Genomic DNA, 22338 nt, shown 5'->3' with positions numbered 1-22338 from the left:
TGTGGGAGCGGGTTTACCCGCGAAGAGGCCGAACCTGCGACAATCTCAGCCCGAGACACACAGGAACAACTCCCATGCGTATATGGATCGATGCCGACGCCTGCCCCAAGGCGGCCAAGGACCTGATCGTCAAGTTCGCCCTCAAGCGCAAGCTGGAGGTGGTGATGGTGGCCGGGCAGCCGCAGATCAAGCCGGCCTTCGCCTGCGTGCGGCTGATCGTGGTACCCAGCGGCATGGACGCGGCCGACGATTATCTGGTGGACAATGCCGTGCCCGGCGAGCTGGTGATCTGCAGCGACGTGCCATTGGCCGATCGCCTGATCAAGAAGGGCGTGGCGGCGCTGGACCCGCGCGGGCGCGAGTTCGACGAGCGCAACATGGGCGACCGGCTGGCGGTGCGCAACCTGTTCACCGAGCTGCGCGAGCAGGGGCAGGTGGGCGGTGGCCAGGCACCTTATGGCGAGCGGGAAAAGCAGGCGTTTGCCAACGCGCTGGATCGAATCCTCGGCCGTTTGGCCAAGCGCTGATCACATGGCGCTGTCGCAGGCGATCAGTTGCCTGACCAGCCCCTGCGCCAGTTGTGACAAACCATACCCCACCCGGCTGACCACCCCATAGCGGGTGTAGCACGCCTCTTCCTGCTCGGGCGCCAGGTCCGAAAGTTTCAGTGCCACCAGCCCCCCCTCGCGCTGGTACGGCTGCAGGTTGGCGCTGCAGGCGATACCGATGGTGTTCGAGTGCTGCACCACGTTGAGCAGCGCGTAGCCATGCTCGCATTCCACGCTGGGTAAAAAATCCTGCCGACCGCTGAGGTCGCTGAGGATCTTGCGGATGTTGGGCGGGCGGAAAGTGGTCGCCAGCGGGTAGTCGAACAGGTCCCGCGCCCGCACCTCGGCCTGCGCGGTCAGCGGGTGCCCGGCGCGGCAGCAGAAATGCCAGCGTTGCGGCGTCAGCTTGTGCACCTGGTAATCCGGGTCTGCTTCGAACTGGCGGGTGTCGGCGACGAAGAACTCGATTTCCTCGGCCATCAGGCGGCGGTTCAATGCCTGCCAGTTGTCCACCTGAAAGCAGGTGCGCGCCGCCGGGTATTCGGCGACAAAGCGCGCCACCGCCCGGGGCACCAGCCCGCCCGCCGGCGCCGGCCCCGAGCCGAAGCGCACCACGCCCGTGGTGGCGCCATTGAACTGATTGATCTCGTTGACCAGGTTGTGCGCGCCGTGCACCAGCCGCCGTGAGTGCTCCAGCACCAGCAGGCCCTGGCGAGTCGGTGCCAGCTCCTTGCTGGCGCGGTCGACCAGGCGGCAGCCGACGTTATGTTCGAGCGTCTGGATGCTGCGGCTGAAGGCCGATTGCGAGAGGTTCACCGCGGCCGCCGCGGCGACGAAGCTGCGGTGCTCGACAAGGGCGATGTAGTGGCGGAGCTGGCGCAGGTCGATATGCATTTTCTACATGGAAACTTTCGGTGGAATGCAATTGCTGGGAAGGGTTGTGAACCTTATAAAGGGAGTCACTTATTCCACAAAATATGAATTACAAATATTTATATCACCTAAAAGAATAAAGCCCCTCTGACCGCGATTCGGTTCCGCCAACGGAAATGCTCGCCAGGGCCCATGCCTCCAGGAGCATTTGCATGTCCCGACTTTCCCCAAGGCCTTTACGCGCGTCGCTGTTCGCCCTGCAATCCCTGGCCGCCGGCCTGCTGCTGGCCGCTGCCGGCAGCAGCTTTGCCGAAGAGCCGGCCGCGGCCACCCCCGTCGCCCAGCAGGACGCCAAGCTTGGCACCGTGACCGTCAATGCCCGCCGCCGCGAAGAGAGCGCGCAGAGCGTACCCACGCCGATCAGCGTGCTGAGCAGCGAAACCCTGGAAACCCAGCGTATCTATCGGGTGCAGGACATCCAGCAACTGGTGCCGAGCACCAACGTGTCTTATGTACATGCGCGCCAGTCGAGCATCTCGATCCGTGGGCTGGGCAACAACCCGGCCAGCGATGGCCTGGAAGGCAGCGTCGGCGTGTACCTGGACAACGTCTACCTGGGGCGCCCGGGCATGGCGGTGTTCGACCTGCTCGATGTGGAGCAACTGGAGGTCCTGCGTGGCCCACAGGGCACGCTGTTCGGCAAGAACACCACCGCCGGGGTGTTGAACATCACCACCCGCAAGCCGACCTTCCACCAGGAGGGCAGCGTGCAGTCGTCGCTGGGCGAGGACGGCTACTGGCAGACCCAGGGCAGTTTCTCCGGGCCGCTGACCGACAGCCTCGCCGGGCGTATCAGCGCCTACCACACCGAGGACGACGGCTATGTGAAGAACATCTACAACGGCCACGACCTCAACGGCGGCAAGCGCCAGGGCTTTCGTACCCAGCTGCTGTTCAAGCCCAGCGAAACCTTCAACCTGCGCTGGATCGGCGAGTACAACGAAGAGGACTCCGACAACGGCGTGCTCAGCCTGTACAGCACCGGGCCGACCATCAATGGGGTGAACCGCTACGAAAGCCTGGCCCGCCAGGCCGGCGCCACGCTGGTATCGGGCAAGGACCGCAAGGTCAATTTCGACGCCGACCAGATGGTCAAGGTGTTCCAGGGCGGCACCTCGGTGGAGGCCAACTGGACCTTGCCCAACGACTTCACCCTGACTTCCATCAGTGCCTACCGCTGGTGGGACTTCACCCCACGCAACGATGACGGTCTGAACGTGCCGGTGTTCTATAACGCCGGGGTGTCGGTGCGCGACAAGCAGTACTCGCAGGAAATCCGCCTGGCCTCGCCAACGGGGGAGTTCTTCGACTACGTGCTCGGTGCCTATTACTTCAAGCAGGACCTGGACAACAAGTCGTTCACCTACAACGGCCCGCAGGCGGATATCTGGAACCTGACCCCGGCCGGCGCCCTGGCCAACGTCACCACGATCGGCAACGGCCATATCGACACCGACAGCTACGCCCTGTTTGCCCAGGGCACCTGGCACCTCACCGAGCGCCTGGACTTCACCGCCGGGGTGCGCGGCACCTATGAAGAGAAGAGCGCCTGGGTGACCCGCGATGCACCCTTCGGTGGCGCGGCAGTCACCGGTGCGGCGGCCGCAGCCCGTCAGGGCAGGGTGGGCGCCTATGACTCGGGTGACCTCAACCAGTACAGCTTTGCCCCTTCCGGGTTGCTCAGCCTGAGCTATCGCTTCAATGATCAAGTGCTCGGCTATGCCAGCCTGTCCCACGGCGAGAAGTCCGGCGGGGTCAACCTCACCGTCGGCGCGGCGCCACGGCTGGGCACCGATTCGCTGCTGGTGGGCACCGAACGCGCCAACAACGCCGAACTGGGGGTCAAGAGCACCCTGCTGGACGGCCGCCTGCAGCTCAACAGCAACCTGTTCTGGACCGAGGTGCACGGCTACCAGGCCAACGTCTACGACCAGATCAACCGCGTGCAGTACCTGGCCAACGCCGGCAGCGTGCGCTCGCGGGGCCTGGAGTTCGAAGCCACGGCCCTGCCGGTGCGCGGCCTGACGCTCAACTTCAACGGTTCGTGGAACGACGTGCGCTACACCGAGTACGACGATGCGCCGTGCCCGCCGGAGGTGAGCCTGGCCAGCGCCACGGCCACCTGCGATCTGTCCGGCCACCAGGTGGTCGGCGCCTCCAAGTACATCGCCAACCTCAACGGCCAGTACAAGTGGCAGCTCGGCGAGCGGATCGAACCCTACGTCACCGCCAGCTACGCCTTCCGCTCGAAAGCGCTGGGCACCATCGACGACTCCGACTACGGGCAGATCCCCAGCTACGGCATCGTCAACCTCTCCACCGGCGTGCGCCTGGACCAGGGCGACGGCGTGCTCGACCTGTCGCTGTGGGTGAAGAACGCCGGCGACAAGACCTACTTCACCAGCCTGTGGAACTCCGCCAATGGCGGCTATGCCGGCGTGCTGGGCACCCCGCGCACCGTGGGCGCCACCGCCCGTTACGACTTCTGAGCACAAGGAGCTTTGCCATGAATGCCAAGACCCAACCGCACGACCTGCCTGAAGGCGCCTGCCTGACCGCCAAGGTGCCCGAGCGCAACCAAGCCTTGCTCGGCGACGTGGTGGTCAACCCCTACCGCCTGGCGCCGCTGACCGCGATCATCCGCGACGGTGGCCGCACCCTGAGCGCCGCCCATGTGCGCGTGCTGGGCCGTGGCGAGCGCGGTGTGGCCATCAGCTACGACGTGTCCGAGCGCTCGCTGTGGACCTACGGCGGCATCCCGGTGTTCGGCCTGTACCCCGACCACGTCAACCAAGTGGAGGTGAGCTACAAGCTCGACGGTGAGCGCATCCGCGAACGCTATGAAATCTATGCCCCGGCAGTGCGCCTGCCGGTGGTGGCCAAGCAGACGGCAGCCCTGCCCGAGGTCGAGCCGGTCACGGTCGCCCCAGGCTTCGAACAGCGCCTGTACCTGTTCAACCACCTGCTGGCGGACATCCCCGGCGGGCGCGCCTTCAAGTGGAACGGCCTGGGCGGCGCTGCCGAGTGGGATTCGGTGGGCAACAACTGGGTTGCCGACAGCAATGGCGATGTGCGTTGGTACCTGGACATCGAGCAGATCCACGACTCCAACCACCGCGATGGCCTGGGCGGCACCATGGGCTTCCACCAGACCCGCGACGGCAAACTGATCTGGGGCCAGGGCCAGACCTACTCCAAGTACGACCTGCTCGGCCGGCGCGTCTGGCAGCGCAACTTGCCGGACAAGTTCGCCGACTTCTCCCACGAGATCCGCGAGACACCCAACGGCACCTACTTGCTGCGGGTAGGTACCAGCGACTACCGGCGCCCGGACGGCAAGCGCGTGCGCTCGATCCGCGACCACATCATCGAGGTCAGCGAGGCCGGTGACGTGCTGGACTTCTGGGACCTCAACCAGATCCTCGACCCCTACCGCGGCGAGCTGCTGGAAACCCTGGGCAAAGCGGCGATCCAGCTGCCGGATGGCGTGCAGAAACAGGACGACCGTCTGGCCAACGAGCTGGCCGAGGGCGACCTGCCGTTCGGCGACACCCCGGGGGTGGGCACCGGGCGCAACTGGGCGCACGTCAATGCCATCGACTACGACGCCGATGACGACAGCATCATCGTTTCAGCACGGCACCAGGGTGTGGTGAAGATCGGCCGCGACAAGCAGGTGAAGTGGATTCTCGCCGCGCCCCAGGGCTGGCCTGCGCATTTGCAGGACAAAGTGCTCAAGCCGGTGGGCGAGGGCTTCGAATGGTCGTGGACCCAGCACACCGCCTGGCTGACCGGCTACGGCACGCTGACCGTGTTCGACAATGGCTGGGGCCGGGATTTTGCCTCGACCATACTCAGCGGCAACTACAGCCGGGCGGTGGAGTACAAGGTCGACGAGGCCAAGGGCACGGTCGAGCAGGTGTGGCAGTACGGCAAGGAGCGAGGGGATGAGTGGTACAGCCCGATCACTTCGGTGGTGGCCTACCGGGCGGACACCGACACCCAGTTCATCTATTCCGCGTCGGTGAATTACCTGACGCCCGAGAAGCTCACCACCACGGTGCTCAATGAAGTGCGCCGAGGGAGCCAGGAGGTGGTGGTGGAGTTGAAAGTGCACAGCCGCCAGCCGGGGAGTGTGGGTTATCGGGCGTTGGTGATCGATCTCGACAAGGCGTTCTGACTCAGTCGTCTCTCCTGCAGGTTATCGGCTAACCTGCACTGGCCCCTTCGCGGGTAAACCCGCTCCCACAGAGTCTGCGCCGACCCTGTGGGAGCGGGTTTACCCGCGAAGGGGCAGCGCCAATTTCGGACGGGGTGTTCAACCATTCGTTCTTTTTTTCGAACAGCCTATTGTCCAACACCCCAGCCCCCGCTTAGCATTCCGTTTGAGATTTCAAACGCTCAGCACCCAGGCGTCGAACACCCGGGTACACGAATTCCTGACGGCCGCCCCCGCATGGGGGCGCCTTTTCAACAATCAATAATTCGCGCCGCGCCGTGCCGCAGCGCAGTTAAGGGAAGCCGACATGCAGCTCAAAGACGCTCAGTTGTTCCGCCAGCAAGCCTTCATCAACGGTGAATGGCTGGATGCGGACAGCGGTCAGACCATCAAGGTGACCAACCCGGCCACCGGCGAAGTGATCGGTACCGTGCCGAAGATGGGCGCCGCTGAAACCCGCCGCGCCATCGAGGCCGCCGACAAGGCGCTGCCGGCCTGGCGCGCACTGACCGCCAAAGAGCGTGCCGGCAAGCTGCGCCGCTGGTTCGAGCTGATGATCGAGCACCAGGACGACCTGGCCCGCCTGATGACCACCGAGCAGGGCAAGCCGCTGGCCGAAGCCAAGGGCGAAATCGCCTATGCCGCTTCGTTCATCGAGTGGTTCGCCGAAGAAGCCAAGCGTGTCTACGGCGATGTCATCCCAGGCCACCAGCCAGACAAGCGCCTGATCGTCATCAAGCAGCCGATCGGCGTTACCGCGGCCATCACCCCGTGGAACTTCCCGGCCGCGATGATCACCCGTAAAGCCGGCCCGGCCCTGGCCGCCGGTTGCACCATGGTGCTCAAGCCTGCTTCGCAGACCCCTTACTCCGCCCTGGCCCTGGTCGAGCTGGCCACCCGTGCCGGCATCCCGGCTGGCGTGCTCAGCGTGATCACCGGCAGCGCCGGCGAAGTCGGCTCCGAGCTGACCGGCAACTCCCTGGTACGCAAGCTGTCCTTCACCGGCTCGACCGAAATCGGTCGCCAGCTGATGGAAGAATGCGCCAAGGACATCAAGAAGGTTTCCCTGGAGCTGGGCGGCAACGCGCCGTTCATCGTGTTCGACGACGCCGACCTGGACAAGGCGGTCGAGGGCGCGATCATCTCCAAGTACCGCAACAACGGCCAGACCTGCGTCTGCGCCAACCGTATCTACGTGCAGGACGGCGTCTACGAGGCGTTCGCCGAGAAGCTCAAGGCCGCCGTGGCCAAGCTGAAGATCGGTAACGGCCTGGAAGAAGGCACCACCACTGGCCCGCTGATCGACGGCAAGGCTGTCGCCAAGGTCCAGGAACACATCGAAGACGCCGTCTCCAAAGGTGCCAAGGTGCTGTCCGGTGGCAAGCTGATCGAAGGCAACTTCTTCGAACCGACCATCCTGGTCGACGTGCCATCGAGCGCCGCTGTCGCTAAAGAAGAGACCTTCGGCCCGCTGGCGCCGCTGTTCCGCTTCAAGGACGAGGCCGAAGTCATCGCCATGTCCAACGACACCGAGTTCGGCCTTGCCTCGTACTTCTACGCCCGCGACATGAGCCGTGTGTTCCGTGTTGCCGAGGCCCTGGAATACGGCATGGTTGGTATCAACACCGGCCTGATCTCCAACGAAGTCGCGCCGTTCGGCGGTATCAAGGCCTCGGGCCTGGGCCGCGAAGGTTCCAAGTACGGCATCGAGGACTACCTCGAAATCAAATACCTGTGCATCAGCGTCTGATCGCTGACTGACAGAGCAGTATTTACCTCTGCCAGCGGGGCGCGAGAGCGACGCCTCGCTGGTCTTTTTGACACCGCAGTACCTGGTGGCCAGGGCGTTCACGACAGTCGATCAACGAATACTGAACGTGAACACACCCAGCCACCCCCGAATAACAGCGCCGTCAGAGTCGGCGCGAATGAGGGCATTATGAGCAAGACCAACGAATCCTTGATGCAACGCCGTGTCGCCGCCGTCCCACGTGGCGTTGGCCAGATTCACCCGATCTTCGTCGATACCGCGAAGAACTCGACGGTGATCGACGTTGAAGGCCGCGAACTGATCGACTTCGCCGGCGGCATCGCAGTACTGAACACCGGCCACCTGCACCCGAAAGTGGTCGCGGCCGTGCAAGAGCAGCTGACCAAGGTCAGCCACACCTGCTTCCAGGTGCTGGCCTACGAGCCTTACGTCGAGCTGTGCGAGAAGATCAACAAGCTGGTCCCAGGTGACTTCGACAAGAAGACCCTGCTGGTCACCACCGGCTCCGAAGCTGTCGAGAACGCCGTCAAGATCGCCCGTGCCGCCACCGGCCGCGCTGGCGTGATCGCCTTCACCGGTGGTTACCACGGCCGTACCATGATGACCCTGGGCCTGACCGGCAAGGTCGTGCCGTACTCCGCTGGCATGGGCCTGATGCCGGGCGGCATCTTCCGCGCCCTGTTCCCGAGCGAGCTGCACGGTGTCAGCGTTGACGACGCCATCGCTTCGGTCGAGCGCATCTTCAAGAACGACGCCGAGCCGCGCGACATCGCCGCGATCATCCTCGAGCCGGTACAAGGCGAAGGCGGCTTCCTGCCAGCGCCGAAAGAGCTGATGAAGCGCCTGCGCGCCCTGTGCGACCAGCACGGCATCCTGCTGATCGCCGACGAAGTGCAGACCGGCGCTGGCCGTACCGGCACCTTCTTCGCCATGGAGCAGATGGGCGTTGCGCCTGACCTGACCACCTTCGCCAAGTCCATCGCTGGCGGCTTCCCGCTGGCCGGTGTGTGCGGCAAGGCCGAGTACATGGACGCCATCGCCCCAGGCGGCCTGGGCGGCACCTACGCCGGTTCGCCGATCGCTTGCGCTGCGGCCCTGGCCGTAATCGAAGTGTTCGAGGAAGAGAAACTGCTGGATCGCAGCAAGGCTGTCGGCGAGCGCCTGACCGCTGGCCTGCGTGAAATCCAGAAGAAGTACCCGATCATCGGCGACGTCCGCGGTCTGGGTTCGATGATCGCTGTGGAAGTGTTCGAGAAGGGTACCCACACCCCGAACGCTGCCGCCGTTGGCCAGGTTGTCGCCAAGGCGCGTGACAAGGGCCTGATCCTGCTGTCCTGCGGTACCTACGGCAACGTCCTGCGCATCCTGGTGCCGCTGACCGCCGAAGACGCACTGCTGGACAAAGGCCTGGCGATCATCGAAGAGTGCTTCGCCGAACTCGCCTGAGTGTGACACGCTTCAGAAAAAACCCGCCTAGGCGGGTTTTTTTTATGCCGTTTGTCGGCTTCAGGCGCTAAGGTTGTACGAGGATTCCGTGGAAGCTGCGAAGGATCGCGCGCCATTACCAGGAGACTCGCTCATGAGCGCCGCCGACCCCATCCCCCCTTGTGTCTTGATTGCCGAGGGCGACCCTTGGGTGCGTGACATGCTCAGCGAAATGCTGCTCAGCGTGCGTTGCGATGCACGCTTGCACGTTTGTGCCGATGGCCCCCAGGCGCTGAGCGCGCTGGCAACCAAGCCCGACCTGATCATCGCTGCCCGCGAACTCGCCGGGCTCGATGGCCTCGACCTGCTGCGCAAGGTACGCAAGCAGGGCGAACAGTCGGGTATGCCGTTCATCCTCATGAGCAACCGCACCGATACCGCCAGTGTGCGCGAGGCGTTGCCACTGCACCCCACCGCCTACCTGAGCAAACCGCTCGACCTGGATAACCTGCGCAAGCGCCTGGAAGACCTGCTGGTGCATGTCGGCGAGCAGATTGCCTGCCCGGTCCCGGCGCTGCCGCCGGGGCTCAAGCTGTCGGCCTTCCTCGAACAGCGCCGTGCTACCGCCGACGGCGGCCCGCTGTTCGCCGACGTGCAGGTGGCGATCAAGCGCGCCCTCAACCCCGAGGGCCTGAACCTCAAGGTGCTCGAGGAGGAGGTGCGCAACGACCCGCAGATCACCGGGGTACTGATCGCCGCCGCCAACAGTGCCGCGATGCACCGCGATGCGCCGGTGCAGACGTTGATGCAAGCGCTGAACAAGCTCGGCAGCACCCAGAGCATGAACCTGATTCTGGGCCTGACCCTCAAGCGCAGTGCGCGCTTGAGCGACCCCTTGCTGGCGCGCCACGCTGCCCGTTACTGGGACTTTTCCCTGCACACCGCCGAGTACGGCCGCACCCTGGCACGCATGCTCGAGGTGGACGAAGGCCGTTGCTACTGCGCGGGCCTGTTGCATTGCCTGGGTGACCTGGCGGTGCTGCGTACCTTGCAGGAGTGGCGCCTGGCGGGCGGCGAACTGGATGAAGACCAGGTTCAGTTGTCGCTCAACGAATTCGGCGCGCCGTTCGGCTCGGCGCTGCGCACCCGCTGGCGCTTGCCGCTGAACCTGCGCGAGCTGATCGCTGCGGTGTATCAGCTGGGCGGCGGTGTTTACTCGCGGGAGATCCTGGCCATGAGCCTGGCCGGCCAGCTGGCGCGGCTCAGACCCAGCGAAGGGTTGGAAAAGGTCGCCAGCGGCAAGACGGCGCGGCTGCTCAAGCTCGGGCTGCCGGAGTTGACGCGGTTGCGCAAGGTGGACCCCGAAGCGCTGGCACGGGAGGAGGCTGAGCGCCAGGCGGCACAGGCCGACGAGAGTGAGCCGGAGGTTGATTTGCTGGTAACTCCCGCAGCAGATGCCGAGCCCGTGGACGGAGAAGAACGCCAGGCCTGAGCCGCGCAGCGGTGTTGCATCAGACTTGGGATCGGTCCTACAGGTGTTGCGGACGTCCGTTTGTATCCATGGAAGTACTTCAGGCGTAGTTTTCCAGCCACTCCACCAACGGAATGGCAGGGAGGTTGCGCCTGAGGATGAATACGTACAGATACCGTGAACTGCGCTATCAGGTCTGTCGTTCCAGGGCGCGAATACTCGCCCATGAAGCATTCTCCAATAGGTACTGCACGTCTGGTGCTGAGCTCGACGTTGAAAAGGTGCGTTTCGAGCCTATTGGAAGCATGGCGATCGAAGCTTTGCAGTCCTGGGACGAGCAGACTCACCACTTTCCCTGGGAGGAGGTTTGACGCTGGGCTGATCGAGATCTCAAGGGATTCGACGTTTCGTTGTGGTCTGAGCATGTGCTCTGCGGTCACTGCTACGCCAGCCCCCGCAGAAGCAATCACTGCATCAAGATCATTCTGCTGGAGGGCAAACCAGGCCCGAAGAATCCATTGAGAGGCCTGGTGGCCTCGCTGTTGGTGTTGGCCGTTATTGAATACGCACGGATGCTCAGGTACTCGCGAATCGAGGTTCAACAACCCGACCCGGGTGTCGAATCTTTGTACTTATCCCTTGGTTTCGTGCGTGATCCTGCCGGCCGTCTTGTGAAGCCGCTAGGGGCGATTGATGAACAGACCACTATCCAGATATCAGAGGTACCCATGAACTATTCAACAAGTTCCAGGAAGGCTGCATTGATCAAGCGATACACTGCCGAAGCTGACGCCCTTGCGGGCGAAATCACCGATCTGGAGCGTCATATTCTCGATGTCGCGTTCAGGGAGGGCCGGGAGAAAGAGCCTGGAGGTGTGATGGCCGGGCCACGTAGCGGCCGGATCGATTACGAGTGGCTCTTAGCCGTTACGAAATGAAATGAGCTACTTGCTGCACATTACGGGCGGGTAACCGGTCAGCCTTTTACGATCTGGTTCTTGCCCTGCCGCTTGGCGCGGTACATCGCCGCGTCAGCTCTGGCGAACAGGCTGTCGAGCGTTTCGTCCTCATCAGTCAGCCCGGTCAGCCCCTGGCTAACGGTCACGCCGTAAGTCTGCTGCCCGTGGCTGAAACTCAGGCACTGGATCTCCCGCTGCAGGCGCTCGGCGATCTGCTCGGCCATCTGCGCAGTGCAGCCGGGGAACACTGCGGCGAACTCCTCACCACCGATCCGCCCGAACTGGTCGCCACGCCTTAGCACGGCCTTGCCGCTGTCGGCGATGCGCTGCAGTACCTGGTCGCCTTCCTGGTGCCCATAACTGTCGTTGATCAGCTTGAAGTCATCGATGTCCAGCAGCAGGAATGCCAGCGGCGTGCCATGTATCCGGGCATTGTCGAACGCCTGTTGGGCGCATTCGAAGAAGTGCCGGCGGTTGCTGCTTTGCGTGAGCACATCGGTGGTGGCCAGGCGATGCAACTCGCCTTCGAGCTGCTTCTTTTCGGTGATGTCCTCGGCGATGCCGACGATGATCACCCGCTGATCACCCTCGCGCTGCTGGTTGATGTAGCACTTGTCGCTGACCCAGCGCACTTCGCCGGCGCCATTGAGGATGCGGTACTCGCGGTCCTCGACGGTACCCTTGACCAGCACCTGGGCCAGGCTGCGCTCGGCGTATTCGAGGTCGTCCGGGTAGATGGCGTCGCGCCACTCGTTGTAGTCGGCCAGCACCAGGCTGGCCGGGCGACCGAACAGGCGTTCGTAGGCCGGGCTGACATAGAGCACCTGGCGGGTTTCCCAGTCGAAGGCCCAGAGCACGGCGTTGACGCTGTCGAGCAGCGATGAATAGAGCTGCTCGCGCTCGCTCAGGCGGGCCACTTCGCCTTGGGCATGCAGCAGGGCGAGCAGCGTCTGGGCCGCTTCGGGGCGGGGAGGGTCGGTAAACGTGGGCGGGAGGTCTTTGGCCATGTGCACGAAACGGTTCTCGACGTGGGGCGTGCGGCCACGAACCGGCCCGCCACGCGGACGATGTGCCGCGTTGGAGTGGTATCGGGGAGGGAAGTTCCGGGCGGCATGCCCCATTGCGGGGCATGCCGATCAACGGCTATCAGGTGCCTGTGGGGCGCAGCGAGTAGGTCTTGAGTTGGGCGGCGAAATCACGCAGTGACTGAATACCGCTGGCCTCGGCCTCGTGCACCCAGTCCTTCATGGCAGCGAGCATGTCGTGGCCGTTGGCGCTGGTGCGCGCCCAGATCTGCTGCAGTGCCAGGCGTTTCTCGTAGATGGTCTTGAGTGACTGGCTGTGCGCCAGCATCGATTCGATGCGCACGTGATGACGGTCCTGCAGCAAGCTGGTCTCACGCGACAGCAGGCGTTTGGCGCGGCGGAAGCGGTGGCGCACCGAGGCGTCGACCTTCTCCAGTTCCTGTTTGACCAAGGGGCCGATCACCAGCTTGCGGTACTGGGCCATGATCTGGAAACGGTTGTTGAGAATGGCCATGGCGGTGTCCATGTCCAGCGACGCTTTGCCCTCGACCCGATGGGCGATGGGCGCCACCCGCTGCACCTTGGCCAGGCGCAGCATGCTCAGCAGGCGGATCCACATCCAGCCCATGTCGAATTCCCAGCGGCGTACCGAGAGCTTGGCCGAGTTGGGGTAGGTGTGGTGATTGTTGTGCAGCTCCTCGCCGCCAATGATGATGCCCCAGGGCACCAGGTTGGTGGCGGCGTCGCGGCATTCGAAGTTGCGGTAGCCCACCGCGTGGCCGAGGCCGTTGACCACGCCGGCGGCCCAGAACGGAATCCACATCATCTGCACCGCCCAGATGGTGATGCCGATGGTGCCGAACAGCAGCAGGTCGATGACCGCCATCAGGGCGATGCCGCCGAGCTTGTAGCGCGTGTAGAGATTGCGCTCGATCCAGTCGTCCGGGCAGTTCTTGCCATAGATGCGCAGCGTCTCTTCGTTGCGCGCCTCTTCGCGATAGAGTTCGGCGCCCTTGCGCAGCACGGTGCCCAGGCCCTTGTGCAGCGGGCTGTGCGGGTCGTCAGGGGTTTCGCACTTGGCGTGGTGCTTGCGGTGGATGGCGGTCCACTCGCGGGTGTTCTGCGCAGTGGTAAGCCACAGCCAGAAACGGAAGAAATGCTTGAGGCCTGCATTCAGCTCCAGCGCCCGGTGCGCAGAGTAGCGGTGCAGGTAGATGGTGACGCTGACGATGGTCACATGGGTCATCAGCAGGGTGACGGCGACCAGTTGCCAGGCCGACAGATCGAGCAAACCGTAGTACCACATAGCGGGAAAAACCCTCGCAAACACAGGGGAACAGCGCTGGCATTATCCCTTGGCAGGCAAATAAAACCAGTCGGCCTTTTTGATAGGAAGTCACAGGGTGTTTCAGCCTTTATAATGCCCCCTCATTTTCCATGGGCTCACCGACCCGACATGTCTGTTTCCGTTCGCGACGCCTTGCGTATGGCCGGGCTCTACCTGCTGCTTTCGATCCTCTGGCTGGCGTTGTCGGAGCTGGTCTTGCAGAGCATGTCCGAGGACCCGCTGGCGCTGACCGTGGGCCGGCAGATCAACGTAGTGGTCTGGGTGCTGCTCAGTGCCTTGCTGATCTTCGTCTCGCGCGCCCGGCTGTTGAACTTCATCGGCATCGGTGCACGCCTGCGCAGCGAAGACCGCGAACGCCTGCGCATGGCCGCGGCGGTGTTCGACAGCACCCTCGAAGGCGTGCTGGTGACCGATCGCAACGGCCTGATCGTGCACGTTAACCGGGCTTTCATGCGCATCACCGGGTATCAGCAGGACGAGGTCATCGGCCAGCGCCCAAGCAAGTTCAAGTCTGGCCGCCATGGCGCGCCGTTCTACCAACAGATCTACGCCGCGCTCAACGCCAAGGGCGAGTGGAGCGGCGAGATCTGGAACCGCCGCAAAAGCGGCGAGATCTACCCGCAATGGCAGACCATCTGCGCCATTCGCGACGACAGCGGCGAGCTCAGCCACTATGTGGCGGTGTTCAGCGACATCAGCGCGATCAAGCACAGCGAGCAGGAGCTCGCCTACCTTGCCCATCACGACCCGCTGACCGGCCTGCCCAACCGTCTGTTGTTCAACGACCGTGCCGAGCAGGCGCTGGCTGCCGCGCAACTGAACAAACGCGGTTGCGCCTTGCTGTTGCTCGATCTCGATCATTTCCAGAGCATCAACGACGGCCTTGGCCACACCATCGGCGACCAGTTGCTCAAGCTGGTGGGTGAACGCCTGCGCGAAGTGGTGGGCAGTGGCGTCACCCTGGCACGCCTGGGCGGCGACGAATTCGGCGTGCTGGCCGAGAACTGCCAGCAGGTCGGCCAGGCCGGCAAGCTGGCGCAGAGCATCATCGAGCGCTTGCGTGAGCCCTTCACGTTCGACGACCACCGCCTGTTCATCAGTGCCAGCATTGGCATCAGCCTGTTCCCCAGCGATGCGCTGAGCGCCGAACAGCTGCTGCGCAACGCCGACTCGGCGCTGTTCAAGGCCAAGAGCAGTGGCCGCGCCTGCTACGCGCTGTACACCGAAGAGCTGACCGCCCACGCCCAGCACCGGGTCGAGACCGCCGGCGAGTTGCGCCGGGCGCTGGAACAGGAGGAACTGCGGGTGTTCTTCCAGCCGGTGTACGACCTGTTCAACGCGAAGATGATCGGCGTCGAAGCGCTGGTGCGCTGGCAGCATCCCCAGCGGGGCCTGGTACCGCCGGGGGAGTTCATCCCGATTGCCGAGCGCACCGGGCTGATCGCCGAGATCGACGCCTGGGTGTTGCGCCAGGCCTGCCGGCAGATGGTGCAGTGGCAGCAGGACGGCCGGGTGCTGGCGTTCGTCGCAGTCAACATTTCCAGCCGCCTGTTCAGCCAGCGCGAGCTGTATCGGCAGGTGGCCGATGTGCTGCACGACACCGGCCTCGACCCGTCGTTGCTGGAGCTGGAAGTCACCGAAAGCGCGGTGATGGAAGACCCGGAAGTGGCGCTGGAGCAGCTGCACCGCCTGCGCGAGCTGGGGCTGACCCTGGCCATCGACGATTTCGGCACCGGCTACTCCTCGTTGCTGCGCCTCAAACGCCTGCCGGTGCAGAAACTGAAGATCGACCAGGGCTTCGTCGCGGGCCTGCCCTTCGACGATGACGACATTGCCATTGTGCGGGTGATCATCGCCCTGGCGCGCAGCATGGGCATGCAGGTGCACGCCGAAGGCATCGAGCAGGCCGAGCAGGCGCGCTTCCTGCTGGAGCAGCAGTGCCAGCTGGGGCAGGGGTACTGGTTCGGGCGACCGGTGCCGGCGGCAGAGTTGCACTGGGGCTGAGATCGTATCGCGGGGCAAGCCCCCTCCCACGCTGGGTCGTGGGAGCGGGCTTGCCCCGCGATGGGCTCAACGCTTGTTCAAACCCTTGGCCAAGCGGTCCCCACCCAGCTGAATCACCGCCACCAGCGCCACCAGCATGACGATCACCGTCAGCATGATCTGGCTGTCGAAGCGCTGATAGCCATAGCGGTAGGCGATATCACCCAGGCCCCCCGCACCGATCGCCCCGGCCATGGCCGACGAGTTGATCAGCGTCACCAGGGTGATGGTGAAACCGCCGACGATCCCCGGCAGCGCCTCGGGCAGCAGCACATGCCAGACGATGTGCCAGCGCCGGCAGCCCATGGCCTGAGCCGCTTCGATCAGGCCATGGTCGACCTCGCGCAGGCTGACCTCGGCAATCCGTGCGAAGAACGGCGTGGCGGCGATGGTCAGCGGCACCACGGCCGCCCACACGCCGTATGTGGTGCCGACCACCAGACGGGTGAAGGGGATCAGCGCGACCATCAGGATCAGGAACGGGATCGAGCGGAACAGGTTGACGATGGCACCCAGCACCCGATTTAGCGCCGGCGCCTCGAAGATCCCGCCCTTGTCGCTGGTGACCAGCAGCACCGCCATCGGTACCCCCACGAGCAGCGCCACCAGCGAGGACACGCCGACCATCAGCAGGGTGTCGAGCAAGCCTTGCAGCAGGCGATCAATCCACATGGCCCAGTACCTCCACATCCGCAGCCCAGCGGCGGGCGCGTTCGAGCAATTGATGAGTGTCCAGCGGTGAGCCGCGCACGGCCAGGATCAACTGGCCCAGGGCATGCTCGCCAATGGTTTCGACGCCACCCTGGAGCAGGCGCACGCGGCCACCCAGGTCGCTGAACAGCGTGCTCAGCTCCGGTTCACCGACCAGTTGCAGGCGCAGCACCACGGCCGCATCGCGGCTGGCCGGGTTGGCCCGCAGGCTGGCCTGCAAGGCGGCGGGCAGGCGCGTCTGCAAGGGCGCGAGCAAGGTGCGGGTGACCTCGTGGCGCGGCGCACCGAACACCTGCCACACCTCGCCCTGCTCGACCACTTCGCCACGTTCGAGCACCACCACGCGCTGGCAGATATCGCGGATCACCGCCATCTCATGGGTGATCAGCACCACGGTCAGGCCCAGCCGCTGGTTGATGTCGCGCAGCAGCTCGAGGATCGATGCGGTGGTTTCCGGGTCGAGCGCCGAGGTGGCCTCGTCGCACAGCAGGATCTCGGGGTCGTGCACCAGCGCCCGGGCGATGCCGACCCGCTGCTTCTGCCCGCCGGACAGCTGCGCCGGGTAGACGTGGTGTTTTTCCGCCAGCCCCACCAGCTCCAGCAGCTCACGTACCTTGCGCTGGCGCTCGGGCTTGCTCACGCCGGCCACTTTCAACGGCAGCTCGACGTTCTGCCACACGGTCTTGGCCGACATCAGGTTGAAGTGCTGGAAGATCATGCCGATGCGTCGGCGCAGGGCCACCAGGCGGTCTTCGTCGAATGGCGCGATGTCCACCTGGTCGATCAGCACCCGGCCTTGGCTTGGCTGCTCCAGGCGGTTGATGGTGCGCAGCAGCGACGACTTGCCGGCGCCGCTGCGGCCGATGATGCCGAAGATCTCGCCACGGCGGATGTTCAGGTCGATGCCTTGCAGCGCCGGTTGCGCCTGGCCCGGGTAGGTCTTGCCCAGGCCGATGAAGCGCACATGGGCCTGGTTCACCTCCGGGCGCAGCACTTGTTCAGGTGCCTTGAGCGGCACTGGCTGCGTGGGAAGCGCCCTGAGGGCGCTGGCCTGGCTCATGTCAGCCTTCCCAGCCGGCCTGGTACAGCTTGCCATGGGCCTTGTCCAGGGCTGCGCGCACGGCGGGCGAGTGTTGATAGATGTCGACGAACTTGGCCAGGCGCGGGTCGTTCTTCTCCTGCGGGCGGATGACGAACTGGATCACGTATTCCTTGTTTTCCAGGCCGTCGAACAGCAGCGCCGAGGTGGCGTCGAAGGTGTTGGCCAGGCGGATGTAGGCCGGGTAGCCCTGTACCAGATCGGCGTCATCGTAGGCGCGCACCAGTTGCACGGCCTCGACCTGGAGAATGTTGATCTTCTTCGGGTTGGCGATGATGTCGTCTTCGGTGGCCTTGTAGCCCACGCCCGGCTTGAGGGTGATCAGCCCGGCCTTGGCCAGTAGCTGCAAGCCGCGCCCGCTGTTGATCGGGTCGTTGGCGATAGCCACGCTGGCGCCTTCGGGCAGCTCGGCAAAGCTCTTGTACTTTTTCGAGTACAGGCCGACGTTGTTGATGATCCCCGGCGCGTAGGGCACCAGGTTGAAGCCGGCGGCGGCCTTGGCGTTTTCCAGGAAGGGGATGTGCTGGAAGTAGTTCACGTCGATGTCGCCGCTGTTGAGGCTGACATTGGGCGCGATCCAGTCGCTGAACTCGATCAGCTTCACTTCCAGGCCTTGTTTATGGGCTTCTGCCACCGCCGCTTCCAGCGGTATGGCGAAGGCGGCGGTGGTGCCGATCTTCAGTGGCTCGGCGGCGAAGGCGGCGGCGGACAGGCCGAGGCCCAGGGCGATGGCCGCGACGGGCCGGAACAGTTTCTCAAGCATGGTGCAGGGCTCCAGTCGGGGCAGAGGTATGGGTGTTGCGGTAGGTGGATCCGGGGTGATCGGCGGGCAGGTGCGGGTGGTCGCTGGCGAACAGCTTCTCGCGCAGGGTGCCTTCGGCGTACGCGGTCTTGTAGCGGCCACGGCGCTGCAGTTCGGGTACTACCAGGTCGATGAAGGCCTCGAAGCTTTCCGGGGTGACGGTGCGGGTCAGGTTAAAACCGTCCAGGCCGGTGTCGTCGAGCCAGCCGATCAGTTGCTCGGCGACCTGTTCGGGGTTGCCGACCAGGGTGACGTAGCGCCCGCCCAGGGCGTGCTGCTCCAGCAGGCGGCGGCGGGTCCAGGCGCTGTCCTGCAGCTGGCGGGTGGCGGACTGGATGGCATTGCCCTTGGCGAAGCCGATCGGCTCGTCCAGCCCGTAGCGCGAGAAGTCGATACCGGTGGAGCTGGCGAAGTGCGCCACGCCGGCCTCGGGGCTGGCGTAGTTCAGGTACTCGGCGTGCAGGGCGCGGGCTTCGTCCTCGGTTGCGGCAACGATCACGCTGATGCCCATGAACACCTTGACCGCCTGCGGGTCGCGACCCGCGGCTTGCGCCGCTGCACGCACCTTGTCGACCTGGGCGCGGGTGGCGGCCTTGTCCTGGCCGCTGATGAACACGCACTCGGCATGGTTGCCGGCAAAGGCCAGGCCACGCGCCGAACTGCCGGCCTGGAACAGCACCGGGGTGCGCTGCGGCGAGGGTTCGCACAGGTGGTAGCCCTCGACGTCGTAGAACTCACCGTGGTGGCTGACCTTGTGCACCTTGTCCGGGCGCGCATACACACGCTGTGCGCGGTCGGCGACCACGGCATCGTCGTCCCAGCTGCCTTCGAGCAGTTTGTACAGCACCTGCAGGTACTCGTCGGCCTGGTCGTAACGGCGGTCGTGCTCGAGTTGCTGCTCCAGCCCCATGGCCCGGGCGGCGCTGTCGAGGTAGCCGGTGACGATGTTCCAGCCGACCCGGCCGTTGCTCAGGTGGTCGAGGGTGGAGAGGCGCCGGGCGAACAGGTAGGGCGCCTCGTAGGTGAGGTTGGCGGTAAGGCCGAAGCCCAGGTGCCGGGTTGCCGATGCCATGGCCGAAACCAGCAGCAGCGGGTCGTTGACCGGCAGCTGGATCGACTCCTTGAGTGTCACGTCCAGCGACTGGCCGTACACGTCGTAGGTGCCGACGATATCGGCGATGAACAGCCCGTCGAACAGCCCGCGCTCCAGCAGGCGGGCCAGGTTGGTCCAGTAGTCGAGGGTCTTGTACTGGGTCGAGGTGTCCCGCGGGTGGGTCCACAGGCCGTGGTTGATGTGCCCGATGCAGTTCATGTTGAACGCGTTGAGCAGGATCTGCTTGGCCATCAGATGGTCCCCCGACGCGGCGGCTTCTCATCGTTGAGGTAGAAGTTGCCGATGGCGTGGTACTTCCAGCGCACCGGGTCGTGCAGGGTGTGCACCCGGGCGTTGCGCCAGTGGCGATCGAGGTTGTGCTCGGCCAGGGTGGCCTGGCTGCCGGCCAGTTCGAACAGGGTGGTGCCGGCGGCCAGCGAGATTTCGGTGCTGATCGCCCGCGCCTCGGCCACGGCAATCGAGGCTGCGGCGAGGGTGTCGGCGGTGCTGTCGGCCTGGGCGATGTCGAGGATTTCGCCGGCGCGCTCCAGCAGCGCTTCGGCGGCGTGCAGGCGGATCGCCAGGTGGCCGAAGCTCTTCAGCGTCAGTGGGTCGTCGCTGGCCTTGTCGACACCCGAGTCGACCCACGGCCGGCTGCGGGTGCGCACGAAGTGCAGGGCGTCTTCGAAGGCGGCACGGGCGATGCCGGTGTCGATGGCCGCGTGGAGGATCTGTGCCAGCGGGCCGACCGTGGTCGGGCGCTCGAAGGCGCTGCCGAACGGCACCACGTCTTCGGCGCGTACCGGCACGTTGTCGAACACCACCGAGCCGCTGCCGGTGGTGCGTTGGCCGAAGCCGCTCCAGTCGTCGATCACTTCGATGCCCTGGCTGTCGGCGGGCACGAACGCCAGGTGCTGCAGGTCCTGTTCGTCGATCACCAGCGTCGGGATGCGTTGGGCATAAATGGCGCCGGTGCAGTAGAACTTGCGGCCGTTGATGCGGTAGTGCTCGCCATCGCGGGTCAGGCGCGTGGTGCGTTCGTGGGCGTTCTTGGTGCCGATTTCGGCCAGGGCATTGCCGAAGCGCCGGCCAGCGAGCACTTCGGCATAAAGCCGTTTCTGTTGCTCCGGGGTGCCGTTCACCCGCAGCACTTCCAGGGCGTAGAAGTGGTTCTGCGGGATCTGCCCGATCGAGGCGTCGGCCTGGGCGATGCGCGCCACGACCTTGGCCAGGGTGGCACTGGACACGCCGGCGCCGCCAAAGGCCTTGGGCACGCTGATGCCCCATAGGCCGGTGTGCACGAAGCGTTCGAGTTCGGCGTGGGGCAGGCGGCGCTCGCGGTCGCGTACGGCGCTGTCCTGGCGCAGGTGGTGGGCGAGTTCTTCGGCGACGGCCAGGGCCTGGGCGTCGCTGGTGATGAGGGATGCAGTCATGGTGCTCTCCGTGGGCCCATCGCGGGGCAAGCCCGCTCCCACGGTTCCAGCGTGGGAGCGGGCTTGCCCCGCGATGGGCCGAAAATCAGATCCAGGAATGGCGGGCTGGCAGGGTGCCGTTGAGGTAGTAGGCGCCGACCGCGTGGTACTTCCAGCGCACCGGGTCGTGCAGGGTGTGCACCCGGGCATTGCGCCAGTGCCGGTCGAGGTTGTACTCGGCCAGGCTTGCGCGGCTGCCGGCCAGCTCGAACAGCTTCTCGCTGGCCTGCAGCGAGATCTCGGTGGTGAGCACCTTGGCCTCGGCCACCGCGATCGAGGCCCGCGCAGCAGCGGCATCGTCGATGGGGCCGGCGTTGACTTCATCGAGCACCTTGGCGGCCCGGCGCAGCAGCGCTTCGGCGGCATGCAGGTCGAGCTTCAGGCGGCCGATGTCGGCGATCACATAAGGGTCGTCGCTGTTGCGCTCGACCTTGGCTTCGATCCACGGCCGCGACTTCTCGCGCACGAAAGTGATCGCGTCCTCGATCGCCGCTTCGGCGATACCGGCGTCGATGGCCGCCTGGATCAGTTGCGAGGCTGCGCCCTGGATGTTCGGTACATCGCGCTGGCGCCAGTTATCCACAACCAGGTCGGCGTCCACCGGCACCTGTTCCAGCAGCACGGTGCCGCTGGCGGTGGTGCGTTGGCCAAAGCCCGACCAGTCGTCGATGATGCGCAGGCCGCGGCTGCCACGGCGCACGAACGCCAGGCGCTGGCGGCCTTCGTCGTCCAGCGCCTTGACCGCCACCCAGTGGGCGTACAGGGCGCCGGTGGAGTAGAACTTTTCGCCGCTGATGCTGAAGTCGTCGCCCTTGCGGGTGATGCGCGCCTTGAGCGTCAGGGTGTCCTTGGTGCCGCGCTCCGGCCCGGCATTGCCGATGCGCCAGCCGTCGAGCACGGCGCGGAAAATCCGCTGCTTCTGCGCCTCGGTGGCGGTCAGGCGCACCAGTTGCAGGATGCCGAACTGGTTCTGCGGGATCTGCCCCAGCGCAGGGTCTGCGGCGCTGATCAGGCGGAACACTTCGGCGATGGTCACGAACGATACTTCCGGCCCGCCGTAGGCCTTGGGGATGCTGATGCTGCCCAGGCCGCTGCGGGTGAACTGTTCGATCTCGGCCCACGGCAGCTTGCGCTGCTGGTCGCGGCTGGCGGCGTTGTGGCGGGCCAGGTCGGCCAGTTCACGGGCGGCCTGCAGGGCCTCCTGGTCGCTCTGCAGCACCTTGGCGGGCAGCAGCAGGGGCGAGCTGTCGGTGTCGCTGTGCGATTGGGTAGTTGGCTGGCTGGACATCAGTGCCGCTCCTTGGCTGCACTCAATGCCCTGGCGTTGGCCACTGGGGTGATTGTGATCCTGACCATTCCTTACCTCACAAAAGTTGACTGTGCCGCCTCGGGGTGAGGTCGGCAGACGTTTGCTGGTCC

At 65.0% G+C, this 22338-nt stretch carries 17 protein-coding genes; 8 read left to right on the top strand and 9 right to left on the bottom strand.

Annotated elements, in window-relative coordinates:
• The first annotated feature begins 74 nt into the window (after window positions 1–74).
• Window positions 75–527, top strand: coding sequence for a YaiI/YqxD family protein (locus LOY51_RS26030; RefSeq protein WP_110992060.1), 453 nt, complete (start codon window positions 75–77; stop codon window positions 525–527).
• On the opposite strand, the gene LOY51_RS26025 is transcribed toward LOY51_RS26030, so the two are convergent.
• Window positions 528–1442 carry a LysR family transcriptional regulator gene (locus tag LOY51_RS26025; RefSeq protein ID WP_110992061.1) on the bottom strand — a complete coding sequence of 305 codons (915 nt, stop codon included), beginning with the start codon at window positions 1440–1442 and terminating at the stop codon, window positions 528–530.
• 155 nt (window positions 1443–1597) lie between these two features.
• Between LOY51_RS26025 and LOY51_RS26020 the strand changes: the two genes are divergently transcribed.
• From LOY51_RS26020 to LOY51_RS25995, 6 genes are all read left to right on the top strand, one after another.
• On the top strand, window positions 1598–3970 hold the full coding sequence (locus LOY51_RS26020) for a TonB-dependent receptor (protein ID WP_374046877.1): 2373 nt from the start codon (window positions 1598–1600) through the stop codon (window positions 3968–3970).
• Between the two features lie 17 nt (window positions 3971–3987).
• A complete protein-coding gene (locus LOY51_RS26015; RefSeq protein ID WP_258643686.1) occupies window positions 3988–5661 on the top strand; it encodes an aryl-sulfate sulfotransferase in 1674 nt (557 codons plus the stop codon).
• 346 nt (window positions 5662–6007) lie between these two features.
• Window positions 6008–7450, top strand: a complete 1443-nt coding sequence (gene gabD / locus LOY51_RS26010) for an NADP-dependent succinate-semialdehyde dehydrogenase (RefSeq protein ID WP_125466007.1) — start codon at window positions 6008–6010, stop codon at window positions 7448–7450.
• A 189-nt stretch (window positions 7451–7639) separates the two neighbouring features.
• Entirely contained in the window at window positions 7640–8917 is a 1278-nt protein-coding gene (gene gabT / locus LOY51_RS26005) for a 4-aminobutyrate--2-oxoglutarate transaminase (protein ID WP_125466006.1), read from the top strand.
• Window positions 8918–9050: 133 nt separating this feature from the next.
• The gene (locus tag LOY51_RS26000) at window positions 9051–10388 is read left to right on the top strand and encodes a response regulator (protein ID WP_258643683.1); all 1338 of its coding nucleotides are present in this window, start codon (window positions 9051–9053) and stop codon (window positions 10386–10388) included.
• A gap of 509 nt (window positions 10389–10897) precedes the next feature.
• Complete coding sequence (locus LOY51_RS25995; RefSeq protein WP_258643681.1) at window positions 10898–11305, top strand: hypothetical protein; 408 nt, start codon at window positions 10898–10900, stop codon at window positions 11303–11305.
• A gap of 38 nt (window positions 11306–11343) precedes the next feature.
• Here LOY51_RS25995 and LOY51_RS25990 read toward each other — a convergent pair whose 3' ends face one another.
• Complete coding sequence (locus tag LOY51_RS25990) at window positions 11344–12333, bottom strand: GGDEF domain-containing protein (protein ID WP_125861025.1); 990 nt, start codon at window positions 12331–12333, stop codon at window positions 11344–11346.
• Window positions 12334–12472: 139 nt separating this feature from the next.
• The gene (desA, locus tag LOY51_RS25985) at window positions 12473–13657 is read right to left on the bottom strand and encodes a delta-9 fatty acid desaturase DesA (protein WP_125861023.1); all 1185 of its coding nucleotides are present in this window, start codon (window positions 13655–13657) and stop codon (window positions 12473–12475) included.
• 150 nt (window positions 13658–13807) lie between these two features.
• On the opposite strand from desA, the gene dibA reads away from it, so the two are divergent.
• A complete protein-coding gene (gene dibA / locus LOY51_RS25980; RefSeq protein WP_258643678.1) occupies window positions 13808–15703 on the top strand; it encodes a phosphodiesterase DibA in 1896 nt (631 codons plus the stop codon).
• Window positions 15704–15769: 66 nt separating this feature from the next.
• On the opposite strand, the gene LOY51_RS25975 is transcribed toward dibA, so the two are convergent.
• The 6 genes from LOY51_RS25975 to LOY51_RS25950 all read right to left on the bottom strand — a co-directional run bounded on the left by LOY51_RS25975 (window position 15770) and on the right by LOY51_RS25950 (window position 22207).
• Window positions 15770–16414, bottom strand: a complete 645-nt coding sequence (locus LOY51_RS25975; protein WP_125466000.1) for a methionine ABC transporter permease — start codon at window positions 16412–16414, stop codon at window positions 15770–15772.
• Complete coding sequence (locus LOY51_RS25970) at window positions 16404–17513, bottom strand: methionine ABC transporter ATP-binding protein (protein WP_125861017.1); 1110 nt, start codon at window positions 17511–17513, stop codon at window positions 16404–16406. Before LOY51_RS25970 ends, LOY51_RS25975 begins: the two co-directional genes overlap by 11 nt.
• A 1-nt stretch (window position 17514) precedes the next feature.
• Window positions 17515–18315, bottom strand: coding sequence for a MetQ/NlpA family ABC transporter substrate-binding protein (locus LOY51_RS25965; protein ID WP_125861015.1), 801 nt, complete (start codon window positions 18313–18315; stop codon window positions 17515–17517).
• Window positions 18308–19699: an LLM class flavin-dependent oxidoreductase gene (locus LOY51_RS25960; RefSeq protein WP_258643675.1), complete on the bottom strand. Its 1392-nt coding sequence runs from the start codon at window positions 19697–19699 to the stop codon at window positions 18308–18310. Before LOY51_RS25960 ends, LOY51_RS25965 begins: the two co-directional genes overlap by 8 nt.
• Window positions 19699–20880, bottom strand: coding sequence for an SfnB family sulfur acquisition oxidoreductase (locus LOY51_RS25955; RefSeq protein WP_125861011.1), 1182 nt, complete (start codon window positions 20878–20880; stop codon window positions 19699–19701). The genes LOY51_RS25960 and LOY51_RS25955 overlap by 1 nt, the downstream gene beginning before the upstream one ends.
• Window positions 20881–20965: 85 nt before the next feature.
• A complete protein-coding gene (locus tag LOY51_RS25950; RefSeq protein WP_125861009.1) occupies window positions 20966–22207 on the bottom strand; it encodes an SfnB family sulfur acquisition oxidoreductase in 1242 nt (413 codons plus the stop codon).
• Window positions 22208–22338 lie beyond the last annotated feature (131 nt).

The organism is Pseudomonas sichuanensis (genome assembly GCF_024749065.1).
GTDB classification, from domain to species: Bacteria; Pseudomonadota; Gammaproteobacteria; order Pseudomonadales; family Pseudomonadaceae; genus Aquipseudomonas; species Aquipseudomonas sichuanensis.
This window is presented reverse-complemented; position numbering and strand designations above follow the sequence as displayed.